Below are 20,076 nucleotides of genomic sequence, written 5' to 3' on the forward strand. Positions count from 1 at the left end.
GGATCATTAAAGGTCTTACTATTCGGTTTCTTCGACGGTGGCCTGACCAAGCACGCGGCTGCCGGAGTAGATGACGGCGGACTGCCCCGCGGCCAGTCCCCTCAGGGGCTCATCCAGGTCGATGACGAGCTTCTCGTCAACGGACTGGACGGTGGCGGGGATTTCACGGCCGTGTGCACGGACCTGAACGCCTGCTCGGATGGGCTCGGAAGGGTCGATGTCCGGGGCAAGCCACACGGTGTCGCTTCCCGTGATTCGGTGAATATCGAGGTGTTCGACCGGTCCAACTCGGACCGTATTCGTTTCGATGTCGACCTTCGTGACGAAGCGGGGCTGACCATCCTTGGCGGGAATGCCGAGGCCGAGGCCGCGGCGCTGCCCCACCGTGTAGGCGAATGCACCGAGGTGTTCGCCAACGACCGCTCCGGTTTCGTCCACGATCGGTCCCGGGTTTTCGCCGAGCCTCCTGCGGAGGAAGCCACGAGTGTCACCATCGGCGATGAAGCAAATGTCGTAGGAGTCCGGTTTGAGCGAGACTCCCAGGCCGCGGGCGGCCGCTTCGACCCTCACCTGGTCCTTCGTTTCGACCGTGCCGAGGGGGAAGAGGACGTTACCGAGAACCTGCTTACCCATGACGGCAAGGACGTATGACTGGTCCTTCGGGTGGTTGGCGGCCCGGTGAAGCTCGTGACGGACGGAACCATCTGCTTCGATATCGCGCAGATCCGCGTAGTGTCCGGTGCACACGGCATCGAAGCCCATTGCCAGGCCCCGCTCGAGGAGGGCCGCGAACTTCACGTGCTCATTGCAGCGCACACACGGGTTCGGGGTGCGTCCAGCCGAGTATTCGGACAGGAAGTCTGCCACGACCGTGTCTTCAAAGTCATCGGACAGATCCCACACGTAGTAGGGGATGCCGAGTTTGTCGGCGGCACGTCGCGCATCGTAACCGTCCTCAACGGAACAGCATCCTCGGTTCCCGTTGCGGTGTTCGGCACGGGATTTGGACAGCGCCATGTGCACCCCGACAACGTCGTGGCCGGCATCGACCGCTCGCGCGGCCGCCACTGCCGAATCGACGCCTCCGGACATTGCTGCCAAAACTCTCATGTTCGAGCTGCCTTTCGCGCCATGTTGACAGCCCCGGGTAAGGCCGCCACCAGGGCGTCTATCTCGCTTTGGTTCGTACTGTCTCCCGTGGAGAACCGTAGAGCAGTATAGGTGTCTTCGGCTACCCCCATGGCCTCCAAGACCGTCGAGGGGCGGTAGACGCCAGCGGAGCAGGCGGATCCTGTCGAGCAGGAAATCCCCGCCATATCAAGCCCCAGGAGCAGTGCCTCGGGGTCGGTGCCGGGGAAGATCACGTGCGTAATGTGAGGAAGTCGTGGCACGTCGCCACCGCTCCGGTATCCGCCAAGGGCCTCGGAGGCGGCAACGATCTGGGCCGAGAAGTTGGCAAGCACCCGCGCCTTCTCCTCTTTCTTGGCAAGAGCGTCCTCGAGGGCTGCCGCGAGCGCCACGGCACCGGCCACGTTGATCGTCCCGGAGCGGACCTTGCGTTCCTGCCCGCCTCCGCCCTCGAGGGCGATGAGCGGGTAGTCGCGGGCGGCGATGAGTGCCCCGATTCCGACGGGGGCTCCGAGCTTGTGCCCCGAGATCGTGATCGCATAACCATCCGGGATGGTGATGGTGGAGATGGCCTGCACGGCATCCGTGTGGAGCCTTGCCTGCGGCGCCTTCTCGGCCACGAGGTCCTTGATTTCGGCCAGCGGCTGGATGATTCCGGACTCGTTATTTGCGGCCATGACCGAAACCAGTGCAACGGACTCGTCCAGCGGGTCAGCCAAGGCGTTCAGATCTACTACTCCGTCCGGGGTGACGGGAATGACCCGGGTGGTTCCTCCAGAGCGGGCTGCGATGTCGGCTGCTTCCTGGATGGCGGGGTGTTCGATCGCGGAATAGAGAACCGTCCCCTTCGTGGCCGGTCCCGCAATTGCCAGATTGTCGGCTTCCGTGCCCCCGGAAGTGAAGATCACTTCGGCAGCATCAACGCCGAGCAGGCTCGCGATCTTCTCGCGAGCATCCTCCAGGATCGACCGTGAGGCCCGACCTGCGCCGTGGATGGCGGAGGCGTTCCCCTGGACGGAGGTGGCCTCCAGCCACGCGGCTTTCGCCACGTCGGACAGGGGTGCTGTTGCCGCGTAGTCGAGGTAGATCACCTACAGGCCGGCCTTCTTGAGTTCGGCAATGGCCTGCGGGAGAACATTGTCGAGGTCGCCAACCACACCGAAGTCTGCGATCTCGAAGATGGGGGCTTCGGCATCGTCGCTGATGGCGACGATTGTTTCGGAGGCGAGCATCCCGCTCGTGTGGTGCACCGCGCCCGATACGCCGAGGCCGATGTAGAGCTTGGGGGCGATGGTTTCACCGGTCTGACCGATCTGGGCCGACCGATCAATCCACCCCTCATCGCACGCCACGCGGGTGGCGCCAACGGCTCCCCCGAGAAGCTCCGCGAGTTCACGTGCGGGACCAAAATCGCCGTCCAGTCCGCGCCCACCAACGACCACGACCTGGGACTCAGTGAGGTTCGGTCCCGTGTTTTCACGGACGGTTCGTGACACGAGACGGGTCCGCCCTGCTCGTTCGGGCACCTCAATCGTGAGCGGGGTGACCGTTGCCTCGGTACGGTCGGTCGCGACCGCTTCGACCGCGGTGGGCCGCAGTGCGACGACGGGGATGCCGCGGATGATTTCACCCGAGGTGGCCCAGCTTCCCGAGAACACCGCCTTGGTGATCGAGAGCTGGTTATTGTCGACCGTCACCGAATCGGCGTCCGTAATAACACCCGAGTCAAGGGTGACCGCTGTTTGCGCGGCGATTTCCTTACCCAAGTACGAGGAGGCGAGGAAGACAGCGCGCGGATTCACCTGCTTTGCTGCCGCGACCGCGAGCGCCGACCACACGGCCGGATGGTTGGGGTCAGCACCTGCGGCTTCCACCGTGGCGGGATCGACGGCAAGGATTTCGTCAGCTCCGTAGCGGGCGAGTTCAGCGACGGGAGGTTCCCCAAACGTTGCGGACACAACCCGGTCTGCTACGTTGCGTGCGGCGGTCAGCATCTCTCGCGAGGATTCGGAGAGCTCGTGGCCGTCGTGGCGGGAGAGGACGAGTACTGTTTCTACCTTCACTTCATGACTCCAAGAATGTAGTTCGCGAGCTGGGTTCCAGCATCTCCAGCATCCTGCACAATTTCCCCAGCTTCCCTGGGCGGCCGTTGCTCTGCTGCGTTGACCTTCGTGGCGGCACCTGCCGTACCCACCTGTTCACCGGCAAGGCCGAGGTCGTCGAGGTTGAGTTCCGTGATGGGCTTTTTCTTCGCGGCCATGATCGCACGGAAGTTCGGGTACATGATTTCGTTGGCCTGGTCAGTGACAGAAAGGATCGCGGGCAGGTCCGCTTCCAGCACCTCGTCGTAGGTACCCATGGTGCGGTGCACGCGAATGGTTCGTCCGTCGAGTTCCACCTTCTTCGCCATCGTCAGTGCGGGCAGGTCGAGGTGGGCTGCGAGTGCGGAGGGGATTGTGGCTGTCATACCGTCAAGAGCGGCCATGCCCGTCACGACGAGATCGATCGGACCGTCCTGTTGGAGGCGATCGATCGTGGCACTGAGAACCCGGGCGGTTCCGAGGACATCGGAGCCTGCTGCCCGTTCGTCGCAGACGTGGATGGCGCTGTCGGCACCGAGTGCGAGTGCGCGGCGCAGTCCATCAACCGCGTCTTCGGGGCCCATGGTAATGACGATGACTTCACCGTCACCGTCGGCCAGGTTCACGGCCTCTTGGACGGCGTTCTCGTCAAGTTCATTGAGCACATCGTCGTCCCCGCGGACGAGGTAACCCGATTCCAGGGTTCGTTCCGCTTGAACGTCGGGTACGTGTTTTACGCATACAACAATCCTCATACCTTCTAGATTGTCACCGAAATACCCGTATTCAAAGAGACATATGCCATGAGTGGACATGGTCGGTGCTGGTCGGTCGACTTCGAACAGATGCGAGGTGGAAGGTGAGACAATGTGCGGGTGACACAGACATCCCATCACCGTATCGAGCCCAAGCGCTATATTGCGCGGGCTCCTGAACCAACCGCCCCCTCCCGTACGCACGCCAGCCAACTCGGCGTTTTCGTGCATCCTGACGGGGTCGATGTTGCGATTACCGCCCCGCTCGCTTCGGGGGTTGAGTTCTGCGCGATCGACCGCGGGCCAGCAGGAACGATCCTGGAGCGCCGCTATGCTCTCAACGGTCCTGAGCTCGGGGTGTGGACCGGGTTTATTCCGGGTATTGAGGTTGGTCAACACTACGGTTTCCGGGTGCACGGTAGGTGGGATCCCGAGGCCGGTATGAGACACAATCCCGCGAAGTTGCTGCTCGACCCGTACGGAAGGGGTGTTGCTGGAGATTTCGATCTGGGCCCGGCCGTGTTTTCTCACGAGGTTGACGAGAATCTCCATCCCATCCCCGGTCCGCGCAAGATCAACGAGTTGGATTCCGCCCCTCACGTCCCCCACTCGGTGATCGTTGACGACAGCTATTACGGCACCGTGGAAGCGCTCCACACCCCGTGGGACAGGACAGTTATTTACGAGGCACACGTGCGCGGGCTGACGATGAACCTGCCCGGTGTGCCCACTCACCTTCGGGGAACCTATGCGGGGCTCGCTCACCCGGCAACGATTGCGCACCTGCAAAGGCTTGGCATCACCGCCATCGAACTCCTCCCGATCCAGGCGAAACTGTCGGAAACCTTCCTGATCGAGAAGGGGCTGTCCAACTACTGGGGGTACAACACTCTCGGATTCTTTGCTCCCGAACCTAGCTATGCGACCAAGGCCGCCCAAGCCGAAGGACCCTCGGCGGTCCTCCGGGAGGTCAAGGGCATGGTGTCGCTCCTGCACGAGGCCGGGATCGAGGTGATCTTGGACGTGGTCTATAACCACACGTGCGAGGGTGGCACCGATGGGCCGACCCTGTCGTGGCGGGGATTTGGCGAATCAAACTTCTACATGCAAAAGCCCGGCAATCCCGGCGAATTTGATGACGTGACCGGCTGCGGCAACTCTCTCGACTTCCGCCTGCGCCGGGTCATCCAAATGTCTCTCGATTCGCTCCGCTACTGGGCGGAAGAAGTTGGGATTGACGGCTTTAGGTTTGACCTGGCGGTCACGCTTGGTCGGCAGGGCCGCGACTTCCACTCCCACCACCCGTTCTTCGTGGCCATGACCACCGACCCGGTTCTCCGGTCTCGCAAGCTCATCACCGAACCCTGGGACCTCGGGCACAACGGGTGGCGCACGGGACAGTTCCCAAGCCCCATGGCGGACTGGAACGACCGCTACCGCAACACGGTCCGCTCCTTCTGGCTATCGGACCAGGCAGCGATGGCCGACGGCAAGAGGCCCGCGGACTCCCGCGAGCTCGTCACCCGCCTGTCCGGTTCAGCCGATCTATTCTCGCGCGGCCGGGTTCCCGGTGGGCGCGGCACGTTTGCCTCCATTAACTTCGTGACCGCTCACGATGGCTTCACCCTGGGCGATCTCGTGACCTACAACTACAAGCACAACGAAGCGAACCTGGAAGACAATCGTGATGGGACCGATGACAACAGGTCGTGGAATCACGGGAATGAAGGGCCGGATGCGGCCCTTCTGGCGGCACGTCAGAAGTCGATGAGGAACCTCATCGCCACCCTCCTCCTGTCCTCGGGCACCCCGATGATCACCGCCGGTGACGAGATCGGGCGCACCCAGTTCGGCAACAACAACCCCTACTGCCAGGACAACACCCTGTCGTGGGTGGATTGGCGCCTCCAACCCTGGCAGGAAGACTTCCAGGAAACCGTGTCCTACCTGATTCGGCTCCGCCGCGAGCACACGGTCTTCCGACCCACGGGCTTCTACACGGGAACGCCCCGGAACGGGGACCCGCTGCCCGACGTCACGTGGCTGGCGAGGGACGGGGAGGAAATGCCCGCATGGAAATGGTTCGAACCATCCTCGCGCTCCTTCCAGATGTTGCGGTCCGGAGGTGGCACGGATGTGGATGCCCTCATCATCATCAACGGCCTGAACGAACCCCGAGAGTTCACGTTCCCAATTGGTCGAGGCAGGCCCTTTGATCTTGCCTGGGACTCGACCGTGGCCCGCCCGAACGGGTTCCGTGAACGCAAGCTCCCCGGTTCAACGATTGAGATGGAAGAGCAGTCGATTCGCCTCTACCTGTCGAACCCCGCCTAAGCTGGAAACAGCACCCCAACCACCACTTCACATAGGATGTGACCGGAACGTTCCGGAAAGGATAATTCATGGCTCATGACGAGGAAGTAGACCTCGAAACCACAATCGGTGAGGACTCGCTTCGCCACTCGGAAAAGGTCAGCGAGGAGCTGCTCCAGAAGATTCAGGAAGACGCCTCCCCCTTCAGGATGCTGACCGGCGACCGCCCCACCGGCAAACTCCACCTCGGCCACTACTTCGGTTCCCTCAAGAACCGCGTAGAACTCCAGAAAGCCGGAGTGGAAACGTGGCTCGTTGTTGCCGACTACCAGGTCATCACCGACCGTGACGCGGTTGGCGAAATCCGTGACCGGGTTTACGGACTGGTAACCGACTACCTGTCGGTCGGGATCGACCCCGAGAAGGCCGTGATCTTCCCGCACTCGCAGATCCCGGAACTGAACGAACTCGTCATCCCCTTCCTCTCGATCGTCACCGATTCCGAGCTGCGCCGGAACCCCACGGTCAAGGCCGAACTCGATGCGTCTGGCAACCGGCCCATGTCCGGACTCCTCCTCACCTACCCGGTGCACCAGGCGGCCGACATCCTCTTCTGTAAGGCCAACGTCGTACCCGTCGGCAAGGACCAACTCCCCCACCTCGAACAGGCCCGTGTCATCGCCCAGCGTTTCAACAAACGCTATGGCCGCCCCAAGGGACAAAAACACCCGATCTTCCCCCGCCCCCAAGCACTCCTGTCCGAGGCTCCCTCGGTGCTGGGCCTCGATGGTCAGAAGATGTCCAAGTCCCGCCACAACACGATCGAGCTGGCAATGACCGCGGATGAGACGGCAGCTCGCCTGAAGAAGGCCGTCACCGACTCTGAGCGCACGATCACTTACGATCCGGTCAATCGCCCCGAGGTTGCCAACCTCGTTCAGCTCACCGCACTATCAACCGGCCGGGATCCGCACGAGATTGCGGGCGAGATCGGTGACGGCGGCGCAGGCACCCTGAAGAAGGTGGCCACCGAGGCTATTAACGAGATGCTGGCACCGATCCGCGAGCGCCGCGCTGAAATTGAAGCGAACCAGGACTTTGTTCGCGACGTTCTCCGCACCGGCATTGAGAAGGCCAATGAGCAGGCCCGCGAAACCGCACGCGAGGTGCACGAGGCACTGCAGATGCAGTACTTCTAAGAAAGCAGCAACACTAAGAACATTGCGAGGGAAGTAGTGACAGCAATACAGACTGAATAGTCTGTGCTTCCCTCAAGGCTGGTGCCCTGACAGGGCACCAGTCCTTCCATATTCGAGCCCTTTTCTTATCCAACCCTTTCCTCATTCACGTAAGGAACAGACGCTCAAAAACACTTTCTCAACAGTGTTTACATACCGTGCGGCACGCCGATCAGCATTTCGCAATGCCAATTGGGGCACACTCCCCATCTGTCCAACTCGGCCCACACTCCCACCATTTCGTTGAAATATCAACGATTGCTTCGGGTGGGGAAATCCACGCACTACCAGGCTTTTCACAGGAAAAGCGGTTGGACGGTCCCCGCTTTTGTGAGGTAAACAATGGGGAGTTCCGGGCCCTTCGTCCCTGGTTCCCGGAGAAAAAGGACTCAAAACGAGTTCAGGGAACCTGTTTCGGCATGTATTCTCAAACTCGTTAAGACATTTGGTCTAGCCCCAACTCAAGGAGAATGACATGCGCACACATTCAATGAAGCGATCATTGGTTGTGGCGGGCCTTGCCCTGGCACTCCCGTTTGGCCTCACTGCCTGTGGTGGTGGCAAGCCGTCGAAGGAAGACGTCAAGGAGGGCATGGTCAGCATGCTCAACGAGTCTGGTTTTGATGCTGAAAGCATGGAAGCCGCCGGCATCTCTCAGGATGCACTCGACGACTACTACAACTGCGTTGTCGAAGACCTGTACGACAACGTTTCGGACGACACCCTGAAGGCTCTGGCCGACGGTGACGCTTCGGCTCCGATGTCGGCCGAGGATAGCCCGAAGTTCAACGAGGCCGCCCAGGCCTGCATCAGCAACCTCGGCTTCTAACAAGGAATTCTGACAGCTGTTTCAGCCCGTCCGAATCCCCTGAATTTATAACTCAATCAAGCTTTGCGACCGAAACCGATTGTTGTTTCTTGCAGTGATGACAAGCATCCGGTTCCCCAGTCCCGATGGCTGACGGAATCGTCCGGTCCAATAAACTCTCACACAAGCAGTGCCGTGACGGCACAAAAGGAGACAGATATGCGCACCAATTCACTGAAGCGATCCATTGTTGTTGCTGGCCTCGCCCTAGCACTTCCCTTCGGACTCACCGCCTGCGGTGGCGGTAAGCCCTCCAAGGAAGACGTGAAGGACGGCATGGCCACCATCCTCGAAGACTACGGCGTCAGCGCTGAGACCATGGAAGCCGCCGGCATCTCCGGAGAGCAGCTCGACGGCTACTATGCCTGCATTGTCGACGACGTCTACGACGATGTTTCCGATGACACCCTCAACGCCATTGCCGACGGCGAAGACAAGATGCTCGCCGAAGACCAGTCCGCTTTCAACACCGCAGTCACCAACTGCCAGAGCGAACTCGGCCTCTAATTCGGTAAAACGGCGGTCTGCGCGGGCACTCACTGCCCGCGCAGACCCATATCTACCACCAAGCCCCAATCGACCATCGATTAAGAAGAAAAATGAAACTCGATGGAGATAAACGCACAATCTGAGGAGAAATACTTGTGTACCAACACGATGAAGCGAACCCTGACAGCTCTCGGACTTGCCGTGGCACTGCCCTTTACTCTCGCAGCCTGCGGGGAAGAAGCGGCAAAGCCCAGTAAGGATGAAGTCAGCGCGGCCATGGATGACCTCCTAGCGGCCTCGGGCATGAGTCCCGAAACACTGGAAGCAACGGGACTCAGCGAGGAGCAGTTCAACGGCTACCGCAACTGCATCGTTAACTCGATCTACGATGACGTCTCGGCCGAGTCCCTCCAGTACCTGGTTGACGGAGACTACGAGTCCCCCGTGTCGAAGGACGACAGCGACAAGATCGACAGCGCCATCCAGACCTGCGCTTCCGAACTCGGAGTCTAGGACCTAGGAGTATTCCGATGGGTGGGTGGCCGCTGGCATCATCGTTTGCGCCACTCACTAATTCTTATAGTCGATTCACACTGTGCCGCGCGGGTGAAGCGGTCGAGGACATTGCAGAACACCGATCCCTAACCACCATGCCAACCCCTCGAGACAAGACACTGACATTCCTAACAACCCAGTGAAGTCTACCTACCAATCGTTCACACCTGTCGAACATCGGGGCTATGGACGGTAAGCTTTCAATGGCGTCCAGAACCTGAGGAAGAGTAAATGAAGCGGCCTTTTCGAACAGCTTTCCTGCTGCTCACCATCCCCCTAGCTCTCGCGGCTTGCTCCTCTGACAATGAGGAGGCCTCATCCGAGACTTCCTCCGAACTCTCGGTGGACCCGACCGAGGACGATCTCAGCCCCGGAATCAACGACGTACCCCAACCCGGTCCCGACGACTCGTCAAACGCTGAAGAACCCGAGCTCCCAGAGCCAACAGAGGATGCCGAGGAACCGGTCGACCCTGCGGATGGTCCCAGCAAGCAAGAGGTGGCTGACGGCCTGCGGGTGATGATGATGGAGGAGCTGGCTGTCACCGAAGAAGATCTTGAAGAGTCAGGTGCAACAGAACTCATGGAAGAGTTCTACACGTGCGCGACCGACTCCGTATACGACTCCGTCTCCACCGAGGCACTGGTGGCGCTCGCGGAATCAAATATTGATGCGGAGCTGTCCGAAGAGGACTCCTCCATTCTCAATACGGCAACGATCGAGTGCGGAAACAGCATCTCAACCCGGTAGCTCTCCTCGCCCGTTTGACCGTCCCCAGCCTCGAACAATCAGCAAGGATCCAGCTCCCCTTCTTTTTGCACACGGATAGTCAGCAATCTGGCACCCCACTCCGTATGATCGAGAAAATGTGATCTGAGGAGCCTGATCGCCCATCCTGATGTTTATCAGGTGGAGCCTCCTTACAGGTCAGGGAACATTGGGGAAGCTCATGAAGACAAAACTAGGTTTGCGTTCCTTGTACGCAGTGGCTCTGACCGTTGTCCTGCCACTTGGGTTGACAGCATGCGGAGACAACTCTGCCAACACCAGTAGCGAGACGTCTAGCGAGATCATCGAGGGTGAAGAGGACGATCCCACCGAATCCGTAGACGCACCGAGCAGCGGGGACAACAGCACCTCAACCGATAAACCCACGAAGGACGAAGTTGTCGATGGAATAGCGCAGATGCTGGCAGAGCACGGGCTCACCGACGAGTATATGGAAGCCAGCGGCGGCTCCGCCGAGCAACTCCACAACTACTACGTGTGCACCGTTGATGGCTTCTACGACGATGTCTCTACAGAGACACTCGAGAACATCGCAAACGGGAAAGATGAGATGCCCGACGATGAACAGGCACTATTTGACGCGGCTGCCGACAATTGCGTGGGCGAACTCGGCCTCGAGGACGACACTCAGCAAAGCGATGCGGCAAAGCCTTCCAAGCAGGAGGTTGTCGATGGAATTGCAAGGATCCTTGAAGAGGACGGTGTGACCCCGGAGTATTTGGAAGCCAACGGTATTACCAGCGAACAGCTCAACAGCTACTACACCTGCATCGTCGACGAGATCTACGACGTCATCTCCATCGAGGCGCTCACCGCCTTCGCCAACGGGCAGGACCAGATGCACACCGAGGACCAGGCACCCTTTAACGAAGCTGTCACCACCTGCCAAGGTGAGCTCGGCTAAACAGAACTGAGCACAGCTCCTCATCAAACTCCTTGCGAGCCCAAAGCTCCAACATCACGAGGCGGGATGCAACATCACCTGTTGTGTTCCGAGCCAATTTCACGTCCTCAGACACCGCGATCTTGACAATCAATCTGGACCACTGACGGCCCCTCACTATCGCTTCCGGCCAATAATTCAGGCCCTAAATCAACGCATATTTCATGAATACGCATGAATAAAACTCAACTACTCAGCGCTTTGGGGAGTCGTAGCTTGATTGGATCTTTTCCTATCAGACTAGGAAAACACCGGTATCCAGGATTTGGGGATTGGGTTTTCATGGGAACCGCTTTCCTAGCCAAAGCGTGACAGGCCACCGGGAATGTCCATACTGTCGAACCCGTAAATAAATCTTCATCAACTGTTGGAGTAATCATGAAGACGAAACTTGGTAAGCGTTCCATTTACGCAGCTGGCCTTGCGCTTGCGCTTCCTTTCGGCCTGGCAGCATGCGGGGACGACTCAGAAGATACCAATGACAAGACCACCGTCGAGGAAACCGAAAACACGGATACCGAGATTGACACGGACACGGACACCGAAGACGGCACCGACGAGACCGATTCGGTCGATGCTGATGAGGATGCAGACAACGGTGCAGACGGCCTCGGCACGGACGACGGTACCGACACGGACACCGATACCACTGACGACGGCACCGATGGTGACCTCAGCGCCTCGGGTGACAAGCCGTCCCCCGACGAGGTCGTTGATGGCCTTGCTGTGATCCTGGAAGATTACGGCGTCAGCGTCGAGTCGATGGAAGCTGCCGGCATCTCCGCCGAGCAGCTCGACAGCTACTACACCTGCATCGTTGACGATGTCTACGATGACGTTTCCGCCGAAACCCTCAACTCGATCGCTAACCAGCAGGATCAGATGCTCCCTGATGACCAGGCCGCATTCAATGAGGCTGTCACCAGCTGCCAGGGTGAACTCGGCCTGTAAATAGCAAAGCCAACGGGCAGTCGCGTCGCGGAATCACCGCATTACGCACTGACTGAGAAGGAGCGGGAAGCAACTATCGTCGTTGCTTCCCGCTCCTTCCTTTGTCCGCCTCTATCCGTTTCACTTTCTAATTCACTGTTCAGTTCTCTCCACTCATGACTTGAGCGAGCTCTTCTTCGTTTTGGTCGGACCTGCTGGGGACTAAAACTCCTTGGGGTCCCCAGCTGATCTATCCTCTTTACCCAATCCGGTCCCTCACCGTCACAATGCGCACTGAAAGCTATTTCATGCATGGCGCAATCGACTCTTATTTAGCTACCTATGTCACAGTCTTTCGATAGGGTTGGGGCGTGAGTACTTCAAGCAATTCCCGGTCTGTCCGGAAGCCTGTAGCCCAGGATCGTCGTTCAGTAAGTCAGGGCGTGCCAGCAACACCGGTACGTCCCCAACCTGCGGCCTTTGCTCCTGTCGGTCGCATCCCCATTATCGATGTCTCCCCTGTCATTGAGGACGGCAGATGGGCCGCGAAGGGCACCGTTGGTGAGGCTTTCCCGGTCCGTGCCACCGTTTTCCGTGAAGGTCACGATGCGTGGAGTGCGGAGGCGGTCCTCAACCGTCCCGATGGTTCGGAAGCTCAGCGTGTGCGCATGGTTGATATTCGCCCGGGCCTGGACCGCTACGAGGGTTGGTTGGTGCCGGACGTGGCGGGTGACTGGTCGTTCCATATCGAATCTTGGTCCGATCCCTACCGCACATGGGAACACGATGCGACACTGAAGATCGAGGCCGATGTTGATGCTCAGCTGATGATCGATGAGGGTGTCATCGTCCTGGAGAAGGCCCTGGCCAACATGCCGAAGGGGTCCCCCGAGGCGGAGGTCATCTCCGATGCTATTGGTGCTATGAAGGCTGGTGGCTCCCCCACCGAACTGCTCGCACACGGGATTTCATCGTCCGTTCACGAGGCCCTCGAGACGTACCCGCTGCGTGAAATGCTCACTTACTCCGCGCAGTACCCGGTCCGGGTCGACCGCACGGAAGCGCTCTATGGCTCGTGGTACGAGTTTTTCCCCCGTTCCACCGGGGCGTTCCAGAACGCTGATGGTAGCTGGGTATCCGGAACACTCAAGACCGCGACCGCCGAGCTGGATCGCATCAAGTCGATGGGCTTCACAGTCGCATACCTGACTCCCATCCACCCGATCGGCACCACGAACCGTAAGGGCCGGAATAATACGTTGACTGCGGAACCCGGGGATCCCGGCTCTCCGTACGGTATTGGTGCCGCCGAGGGCGGTCACGACGCGATTCATCCCGAACTCGGCACCTTCGATGATTTCGATAACTTCGTCAAGCGCGCTCGGGAACTTGATTTGGAGGTGGCGCTCGACATTGCCCTCCAGGCATCCCCGGACCACCCGTGGGTGAAGGATCACCCAGAGTGGTTCACGACCCGTGCCGATGGATCGATTGCCTATGCCGAGAACCCGCCCAAGAAATACCAGGATATTTATCCTCTGAATTTCGATAACGATCCCGAAGGGATCTACGTGGCGATCCGGGACATGCTCTTCCTGTGGGCAGACCACGGAGTCACATTCTTCCGCATCGACAATCCGCACACGAAGCCGCTCGTCTTCTGGCAGCGGATTCTGGCAGAGTTCCGCGAGAAGTACCCGGATGTCATCTTCCTGTCGGAGGCCTTTACAAAGCCGCCCATGCTCCAGACGCTGGGCGCTATCGGATTCCACCAGTCCTACAACTACTTCGCGTGGCGGAACGAGAAGACCGAGATCGAAGAGTATTTGATGGAGCTCGCCTACGAGACCGACCATTTGGTGCGTCCCGCTTTCTGGCCGACAACGCACGATATTCTCACCCCCTACATGCAGCGCGGCGGAGTACCCGCCTTCGCGATCCGCGCGATCCTTGCCGCGACCGGCGCTCCCACGTGGGGCATCTACTCGGGCTACGAGTTGGCGGAAAACATTGCTCGCCCCGGGGCGGAAGAGCAGATCGACAACGAGAAGTATCAGTTCAAGTCACGCGACTATTCTCTTGGCGAGTCAACGGGAATCACCCCGCTCCTCACCAAGCTCAACGAGATCAGGGCTGCCCATCCCGCCCTCCAGCGGCTCCGCAACGTCACGATCCACAAGACCTCGTCGGACAAGATCCTGTGCTTCTCCAAGAAGACGAGAGACGTGGAGGGCGTAGACGACACCGTCATCGTTGTCCTCAACCTCGACCCGTTCATCACCCACGACGCTCTGATCGATCTTGACTTCGCGGCCCTGGGAGTGAGCGACTATGCTGGTCGGTCCATCATTGTTGACGATGAGCTCACCGGTCAGACATTCGAATGGGGACAGCGTCCCTTCGTGCGTCTTGATCCGCACGGCTCAGCGGCACACATCCTGTCAGTGAGGGTTTCGTGACCATTACTTCCAACTCTGCATCCAATAATTCACCCTTCGGCGACCTCGGCCGACCGGGCCTGAGTAATGACCCGAAATGGTATGAGACAGCAGTGTTCTATGAGGCGCTGTTGCGTGCCATGGAGGACTCGGATGGCTCCGGCATCGGCGATCTCCGCGGCTTCGTCAACCGCCTCGACTACCTGCAGTGGCTGGGAGTCGACTGTATTTGGATCCCACCCTTCTATCCGTCCCCCATGAAAGACGGCGGATACGACATTTCGAACTACACGGCGATCAAGTCCGAATACGGCACGATAGACGACTTCATCTATCTCGTGGACGAAGCGCACGCACGCGGGATCAGGATCATTATCGACCTGGTGATCAACCACACCTCCGACCAACACCCGTGGTTCCAGGCTTCCCGCTCCAACCCGGAAGGACCCTACGGCGACTTCTACGTGTGGTCAGATACCGATGAAAAGTACGAGGATGCTCGCATTATCTTCATCGACACCGAATCATCGAACTGGACGTTTGATCCGGTGCGCAGGCAATTCTTCTGGCACCGCTTCTTCTCCCACCAGCCCGACCTGAACTTCGAAAACCCCGCCGTCCAAGAAGCGGTTTTCGATGTGTTGCGCTACTGGTGCCGGATCGGCGTGGACGGGTTCCGTCTCGACGCGATCCCCTACCTCTTCGAGGAGGAGGGCACAAACTGCGAAAACCTTCCCCAAACGCATGATTTCATTGCACGGCTGCGGGCGATGATGGATGAGGAGTTCCCGGGCCACATCCTGATCGCGGAGGCGAATCAGTGGCCGGAGGACGTGGTGGAGTACTACGGTACCGAGGAAGCCCCCGAATGCCACATGTGCTTCCATTTCCCCGTCATGCCCCGCATCTACTATTCGCTACGCGAGCAGCGAGCCACCTCGATCAAGGAGATCCTGGCGGCCACGCCCGAGATCCCCAAGGGTGGGCAGTGGGGCACGTTCCTCCGCAATCACGATGAGCTGACCCTCGAGATGGTCTCCACCGAGGAGCGTGCCGCAATGTACGGCTGGTATGCGGAAGATCCAAGGATGAGAGCAAATGTCGGTATTCGGCGCCGGCTCGCTCCCCTGCTCCGCAACTCCCGGCCCGAGATCGAACTCGCGAACGCACTCCTGCTCTCGCTCCCGGGCTCACCTTGCCTCTACTACGGGGACGAGATCGGGATGGGAGACAACATCTGGTTGCCGGACCGCGACAGTGTGCGCACACCCATGCAGTGGACCCCGGATCGGAATGCGGGCTTCTCGTCCGCTGACCCGGGCAAGCTCTATCTGCCTCCCATTCAGTCGCTCGTTCACCACTACCAGTCGGTCAACGTCGAATCGCAGCTCGCCCAGCCCTCCTCACTCCTGCACTGGACGCGGGGCATGCTGGAGATCCGCAAACAGTACCCCGTGCTCGGCTCGGGTGCGTTCGAGATTCTCCCAACCAACAACGAGGCTGTTCTCGCGTTTCTTCGCTACGACGAATCCGATGCCATCCTCTGCATCATGAACATGGCGAACACGCCCCGTGCCACCACGATCACTCTCCCGGAGAAGTACGCGAACTGGCGGGTCACGGACGTGTTTGGTGGTGCTGGTTTCCCCGGCATTGAGGATGATGGCACCTACCTCTCCACGCTTGGCTCGAGGGACTTCTTCTGGCTCTCCATCTCCTCCCCCGAGCTCGTTGAGCCCGCACCGGTGGATGGGATGCCGGCGAAGGTGGAGCCGCAGCACGACCGCTACGAGGCAGCTGTCGTCCCCTCCCCCATCCAGCCCGAAACAGAAAAGGACTGACTATCGTGTTTGCTTCGGATCTGGCCAAGTGGATGCACACCCAACGCTGGTTTGTATCCTCGGATAAGTCTGACACTGTCACCGTCAGGGGCAGGTGGGTGATCGCCTCCGGCGACCCCCAGGTCGATATTTTCCTGATCGAATCTGGTTCCTCCACCTACGTCGTTCCCCTCGTTCTCAGCTCAACGGCATTCGAGCATCCGATGATCACCCGAGAGCGCGGCAAGCTCGTCTACGACGCGACCGAGCTCCGTTTCGGTCACCAGGCACTCCTTGAGGTGTGCCTGCCTCAGTGGGTTGAGGGTGAGGGTGACTGCAAGTCCCTGACCGGCAGATCCGAAGCTGACGCGATGCCGATCGCTACTTCCGCGAAGTACACCGGGGAGCAGTCCAATACGTCGATCCGCTACCAGTTGAAATCCGGCGAGACCGTCATTCTCAAGGTCTTCCGGGTTCTCAACGCCGGACTCAATCCGGATGTCATCCTCACGCAGGCTCTGGCGGAGGCGGGCTCCTGCCACGTCGCTCCCCCGAAGGGCGCAGCTCTTGCCACCTGGGAGGAGGACGGGACCGAGGTCTCCGGCCACATCCTCGTAGTTCAGGAGTTTATGAGCGGAGCGCACGATGCCTGGCAGTTCATGACCGAACAGGCAGCCCGCGGCGATCTCAACCGGGACTCCGTGTATGAACTCGGGGCCGCCACCCGGTCCATTCACGACACTCTCGCAACTGTGATGCCCACGGACGAGGTGACAGACGGGGCCCGCAAGAACCTGGTTGATGCGTGGCGCAGGCGCGCGGATGAGGCTCTTGCCAGCGCACCCGATCTTGAGCCCTACAGGGACCGCATCGAGGCAGTCTTTAGCTCCGCCGAGCAGTCGGAGAACTGGCCGGCCCTTCAGCGTATCCACGGCGACTACCACCTGGGTCAGGTCCTTGATGTTCCGGACCGCTCCTGGGTCATTCTGGACTTCGAGGGCGAACCGCTGCGCCCGCTTGCGGAGCGGACCGCACCGGACTTGGCGCTGCGTGATGTTGCGGGGATGCTTCGGTCCTTCGACTACGTCGGCGGCCATATCTCCCGAGAGGGATCCGATCCGAAGAGCGCACAAGTTTGGGTGGACAAGGCACAGGCGGCCTTCCTCGACGGGTACGGGGAACTCCCAAAAGGCACGGATGAGCTCCTGCGTGCCCTCGAGCTCGACAAGGCGCTATACGAGGTGTCCTACGAAGGTGCACACCGGCCCGACTGGATCTCCGTCCCCACCGCGGCCGTCCACACCATTCTGGGGAGCGCTCCAAATCAGGCACCAGAAACGGCCACAGCCACCACGGCAGCGGTAGCGGAAGGCACAGAACAGGTAGCGTCTGAGACGCAAGCGTCCACCGGCACCGGTGGTCAGGAGCGGGCGAGTGCACCCGATGCTACAAACCGCGCAGAGTTGCTGGATTCCGACTCCAAGACGGATGAGGACGGGCTAGCCTTAGAGGACAAGAGGAAAGAGGTCACCATGGAACTTGAGCCCGTAAACGTGTCGCAGGATAACTTGGCGGCAGTCGCCTATGGCGACTTCCATTCCCCTCACGACATTCTCGGCCCCCACATCGGCACCGGCTCTGTCACGATCCGGGTTGTCCGCCATCTTGCAACCGAGGTCACGATCGAAACCGATCGAGGCGACGTCGAAGCACGCCACGAATACAACGGCGTCTGGGTTGCGGTCATCCCCGGTGAGGACGTTCCCGACTACCGTGTACGGGCAACCTACTCGGAGGACCTCGAGACGGTCACGGACGACCCGTACCGGTTCCTGCCCTCCATGGGTGAAATGGACACGTACCTCATTGGCGAGGGCCGCCACGAAGAACTGTGGCACGTCCTCGGTGCCCACGTGAAGTCCTACGACTCCCCTCTCGGCACAACCGACGGCACGGCCTTCACGGTGTGGGCTCCCAACGCGCGGGCTGTGCGCGTCGTGGGTGACTTCAACCATTGGAATGGCAAGGCCCACGCCATGCGTTCCCTTGGCACCTCCGGCATTTGGGAACTGTTCGTCCCGGGTGCGGAAGAAGGACAGGCCTACAAGTTCGAAATCCAGTACCAGGATAGTTCCTGGCACCAAAAGGCAGACCCGATGGCGCGCCGCACCGAGAAGCCACCGCTGACCGCATCGATCATTGCCCGCTCCCATTTTGAGTGGAGCGATGACGCGTGGATGTCGAAGCGTGCCTCCACAAACCCGCTCGATGGCCCGATCTCGATCTACGAGGTGCACCTCGGATCATGGCGTATGGGACTGAGCTTCAAGGACATGGCCGAGCAGCTCATTGGGCACGTCAAGTACCTTGGCTTCACGCACGTGGAGTTCATGCCGGTGGCAGAGCACCCCTACGGTCCCTCGTGGGGCTACCAGGTGACCTCCTACTACGCTCCCTCGGCACGATTCGGCACACCCGATGAGCTCCGCTTCCTCATTAACGAACTGCACAAGGCCGGTATCGGCGTCATCATGGACTGGGTTCCCGCCCACTTCCCCAAGGACGCTTGGGCACTCGCCCGTTTCGATGGCACCCCGCTCTACGAGGATCCGGATCCTCGCCGTGGCGAGCACCCCGACTGGGGCACCTACATCTTCAACTACGGACGTCACGAGGTGCGTAACTTCCTCGTTGCGAACGCACTCTACTGGTTGGATGAGTTCCACATTGACGGCATCCGTGTCGATGCTGTTGCTTCCCTCCTCTACCTGGATTACTCTCGCGAGGAAGGTCAGTGGCAGCCCAACGTGTACGGCGGCCGTGAAAATCTGGAAGCAATCTCCTTCCTCCAGGAAGCCAACGCCACCGCCTACCGTCACCACCCTGGCATCATGATGATCGCCGAAGAATCGACCTCGTGGCCGGGCGTGACGGACATGACCGAGCGTGGCGGACTCGGTTTCGGACTCAAGTGGAACATGGGGTGGATGAACGACACCCTGGGCTATCTCGCTGAGGAACCGATCAACCGCCGCTACCACCACGGTGAAATCACCTTCTCCCTCGTCTATGCGTTCTCGGAACAGTTCCTGCTGCCGATCTCCCATGACGAAGTGGTGCACGGCAAGGGCTCCCTCTATTCAAAGATGCCGGGCGATGACTGGCAGAAGCGTGCCGGTGTCCGGTCCCTCCTCGCCTACCAGTGGGCTCACCCCGGCAAGCAACTCATCTTCATGGGCCAGGAGTTCGCTCAGATCGACGAATGGAACGAAGGCAAGGGCCTGGACTGGTGGTTGACAGAAAACCCCGGTCACAACCAGGTCACGTCCCTCGTGGCCGAGCTCAACCAACTCTACGTTGAGCACCCCGCCCTCTGGTCCGATGACTTCACGAACCACGGTTTCGAGTGGATCGAGGCTGCCGATGGTGACCACAACGTTCTGTCCTTCGTCCGCAAATCCAAGGATGAGAAGGACTGGCTCGTTGCCGTCATCAACTTCGCCGGCACCCCGCACGAAAACTACCGGGTCGGTTTGCCCTTCCCAGGTGAATGGGTCGAGATCCTCAACACGGACGACGAGAAGTACGGCGGCTCGGGAGTGGTCAACACCGAGGTGAAGACCGATCCGATCGGGTGGAATGGGCGAGCACAGTCCACTGCCCTTCGTGTTCCGCCGCTAGGCGCAGTCTGGCTCACGCCACGCTCCCTCTCTCGCGACAGTAAGTAAC

At 60.0% G+C, this 20,076-nt stretch carries 15 protein-coding genes and 1 pseudogene; 12 read left to right on the forward strand and 4 right to left on the reverse strand.

The annotated features are described in order from the left end of the window. Window positions 1-18: 18 nt before the first annotated feature. Genes mnmA through BN1241_RS04175 form a run of 4 tightly spaced genes read right to left on the reverse strand, consistent with a single transcriptional unit; the run spans window position 19 to window position 3,964 of the window. Window positions 19-1,110: a tRNA 2-thiouridine(34) synthase MnmA gene (gene mnmA, locus BN1241_RS04160; protein ID WP_054952457.1), complete on the reverse strand. Its 1,092-nt coding sequence runs from the start codon at window positions 1,108-1,110 to the stop codon at window positions 19-21. Next, window positions 1,107-2,219 carry a cysteine desulfurase family protein gene (locus BN1241_RS04165; protein ID WP_054952458.1) on the reverse strand — a complete coding sequence of 371 codons (1,113 nt, stop codon included), beginning with the start codon at window positions 2,217-2,219 and terminating at the stop codon, window positions 1,107-1,109. Before BN1241_RS04165 ends, mnmA begins: the two co-directional genes overlap by 4 nt. Further along, window positions 2,220-3,191 carry an electron transfer flavoprotein subunit alpha/FixB family protein gene (locus BN1241_RS04170; RefSeq protein ID WP_077138277.1) on the reverse strand — a complete coding sequence of 324 codons (972 nt, stop codon included), beginning with the start codon at window positions 3,189-3,191 and terminating at the stop codon, window positions 2,220-2,222. Further along, window positions 3,188-3,964, reverse strand: a complete 777-nt coding sequence (locus BN1241_RS04175) for an electron transfer flavoprotein subunit beta/FixA family protein (protein WP_054952459.1) — start codon at window positions 3,962-3,964, stop codon at window positions 3,188-3,190. The genes BN1241_RS04170 and BN1241_RS04175 overlap by 4 nt, the downstream gene beginning before the upstream one ends. A gap of 120 nt (window positions 3,965-4,084) precedes the next feature. Here BN1241_RS04175 and glgX point away from each other — a divergent pair, with 120 nt between their 5' ends. From glgX to glgB, 12 genes and pseudogenes are all read left to right on the forward strand, one after another. Continuing rightward, a complete protein-coding gene (gene glgX / locus BN1241_RS04180; protein ID WP_230198262.1) occupies window positions 4,085-6,298 on the forward strand; it encodes a glycogen debranching protein GlgX in 2,214 nt (737 codons plus the stop codon). A gap of 68 nt (window positions 6,299-6,366) precedes the next feature. Then, window positions 6,367-7,476, forward strand: a complete 1,110-nt coding sequence (trpS, locus tag BN1241_RS04185) for a tryptophan--tRNA ligase (RefSeq protein ID WP_054952460.1) — start codon at window positions 6,367-6,369, stop codon at window positions 7,474-7,476. Window positions 7,477-7,990: 514 nt separating this feature from the next. Beyond that, the gene (locus BN1241_RS04190) at window positions 7,991-8,344 is read left to right on the forward strand and encodes a hypothetical protein (protein ID WP_054952461.1); all 354 of its coding nucleotides are present in this window, start codon (window positions 7,991-7,993) and stop codon (window positions 8,342-8,344) included. Window positions 8,345-8,542: 198 nt separating this feature from the next. Next, window positions 8,543-8,890: a hypothetical protein gene (locus BN1241_RS04195; RefSeq protein ID WP_054952462.1), complete on the forward strand. Its 348-nt coding sequence runs from the start codon at window positions 8,543-8,545 to the stop codon at window positions 8,888-8,890. A gap of 150 nt (window positions 8,891-9,040) precedes the next feature. Then, window positions 9,041-9,385, forward strand: a complete 345-nt coding sequence (locus BN1241_RS04200) for a hypothetical protein (RefSeq protein ID WP_054952463.1) — start codon at window positions 9,041-9,043, stop codon at window positions 9,383-9,385. Between the two features lie 273 nt (window positions 9,386-9,658). Beyond that, on the forward strand, window positions 9,659-10,177 hold the full coding sequence (locus BN1241_RS04205; RefSeq protein WP_054952464.1) for a hypothetical protein: 519 nt from the start codon (window positions 9,659-9,661) through the stop codon (window positions 10,175-10,177). Between the two features lie 199 nt (window positions 10,178-10,376). Further along, window positions 10,377-11,120: a hypothetical protein gene (locus BN1241_RS04210; protein ID WP_147599264.1), complete on the forward strand. Its 744-nt coding sequence runs from the start codon at window positions 10,377-10,379 to the stop codon at window positions 11,118-11,120. A 417-nt stretch (window positions 11,121-11,537) separates the two neighbouring features. Continuing rightward, window positions 11,538-12,110 (forward strand): hypothetical protein, encoded by a 573-nt coding sequence (locus BN1241_RS04215; RefSeq protein ID WP_054952466.1) that lies wholly within the window; start codon window positions 11,538-11,540, stop codon window positions 12,108-12,110. Between the two features lie 422 nt (window positions 12,111-12,532). Then, window positions 12,533-14,548, forward strand: a complete 2,016-nt coding sequence (locus BN1241_RS04220) for an alpha-1,4-glucan--maltose-1-phosphate maltosyltransferase (RefSeq protein ID WP_230198324.1) — start codon at window positions 12,533-12,535, stop codon at window positions 14,546-14,548. Beyond that, a complete protein-coding gene (treS, locus tag BN1241_RS04225) occupies window positions 14,545-16,368 on the forward strand; it encodes a maltose alpha-D-glucosyltransferase (protein ID WP_082418207.1) in 1,824 nt (607 codons plus the stop codon). Before BN1241_RS04220 ends, treS begins: the two co-directional genes overlap by 4 nt. 32 nt (window positions 16,369-16,400) lie before the next feature. Next, window positions 16,401-16,601: pseudogene (locus BN1241_RS13220) on the forward strand (maltokinase N-terminal cap-like domain-containing protein); the annotation flags it as partial. Between the two features lie 1,278 nt (window positions 16,602-17,879). Further along, a complete protein-coding gene (gene glgB, locus BN1241_RS13225; protein ID WP_054953794.1) occupies window positions 17,880-20,075 on the forward strand; it encodes a 1,4-alpha-glucan branching protein GlgB in 2,196 nt (731 codons plus the stop codon). Window position 20,076: the final 1 nt, after the last annotated feature.

Source organism: Flaviflexus massiliensis (assembly GCF_001375495.1).
Taxonomy (GTDB): Bacteria; Actinomycetota; Actinomycetes; order Actinomycetales; family Actinomycetaceae; genus Flaviflexus; species Flaviflexus massiliensis.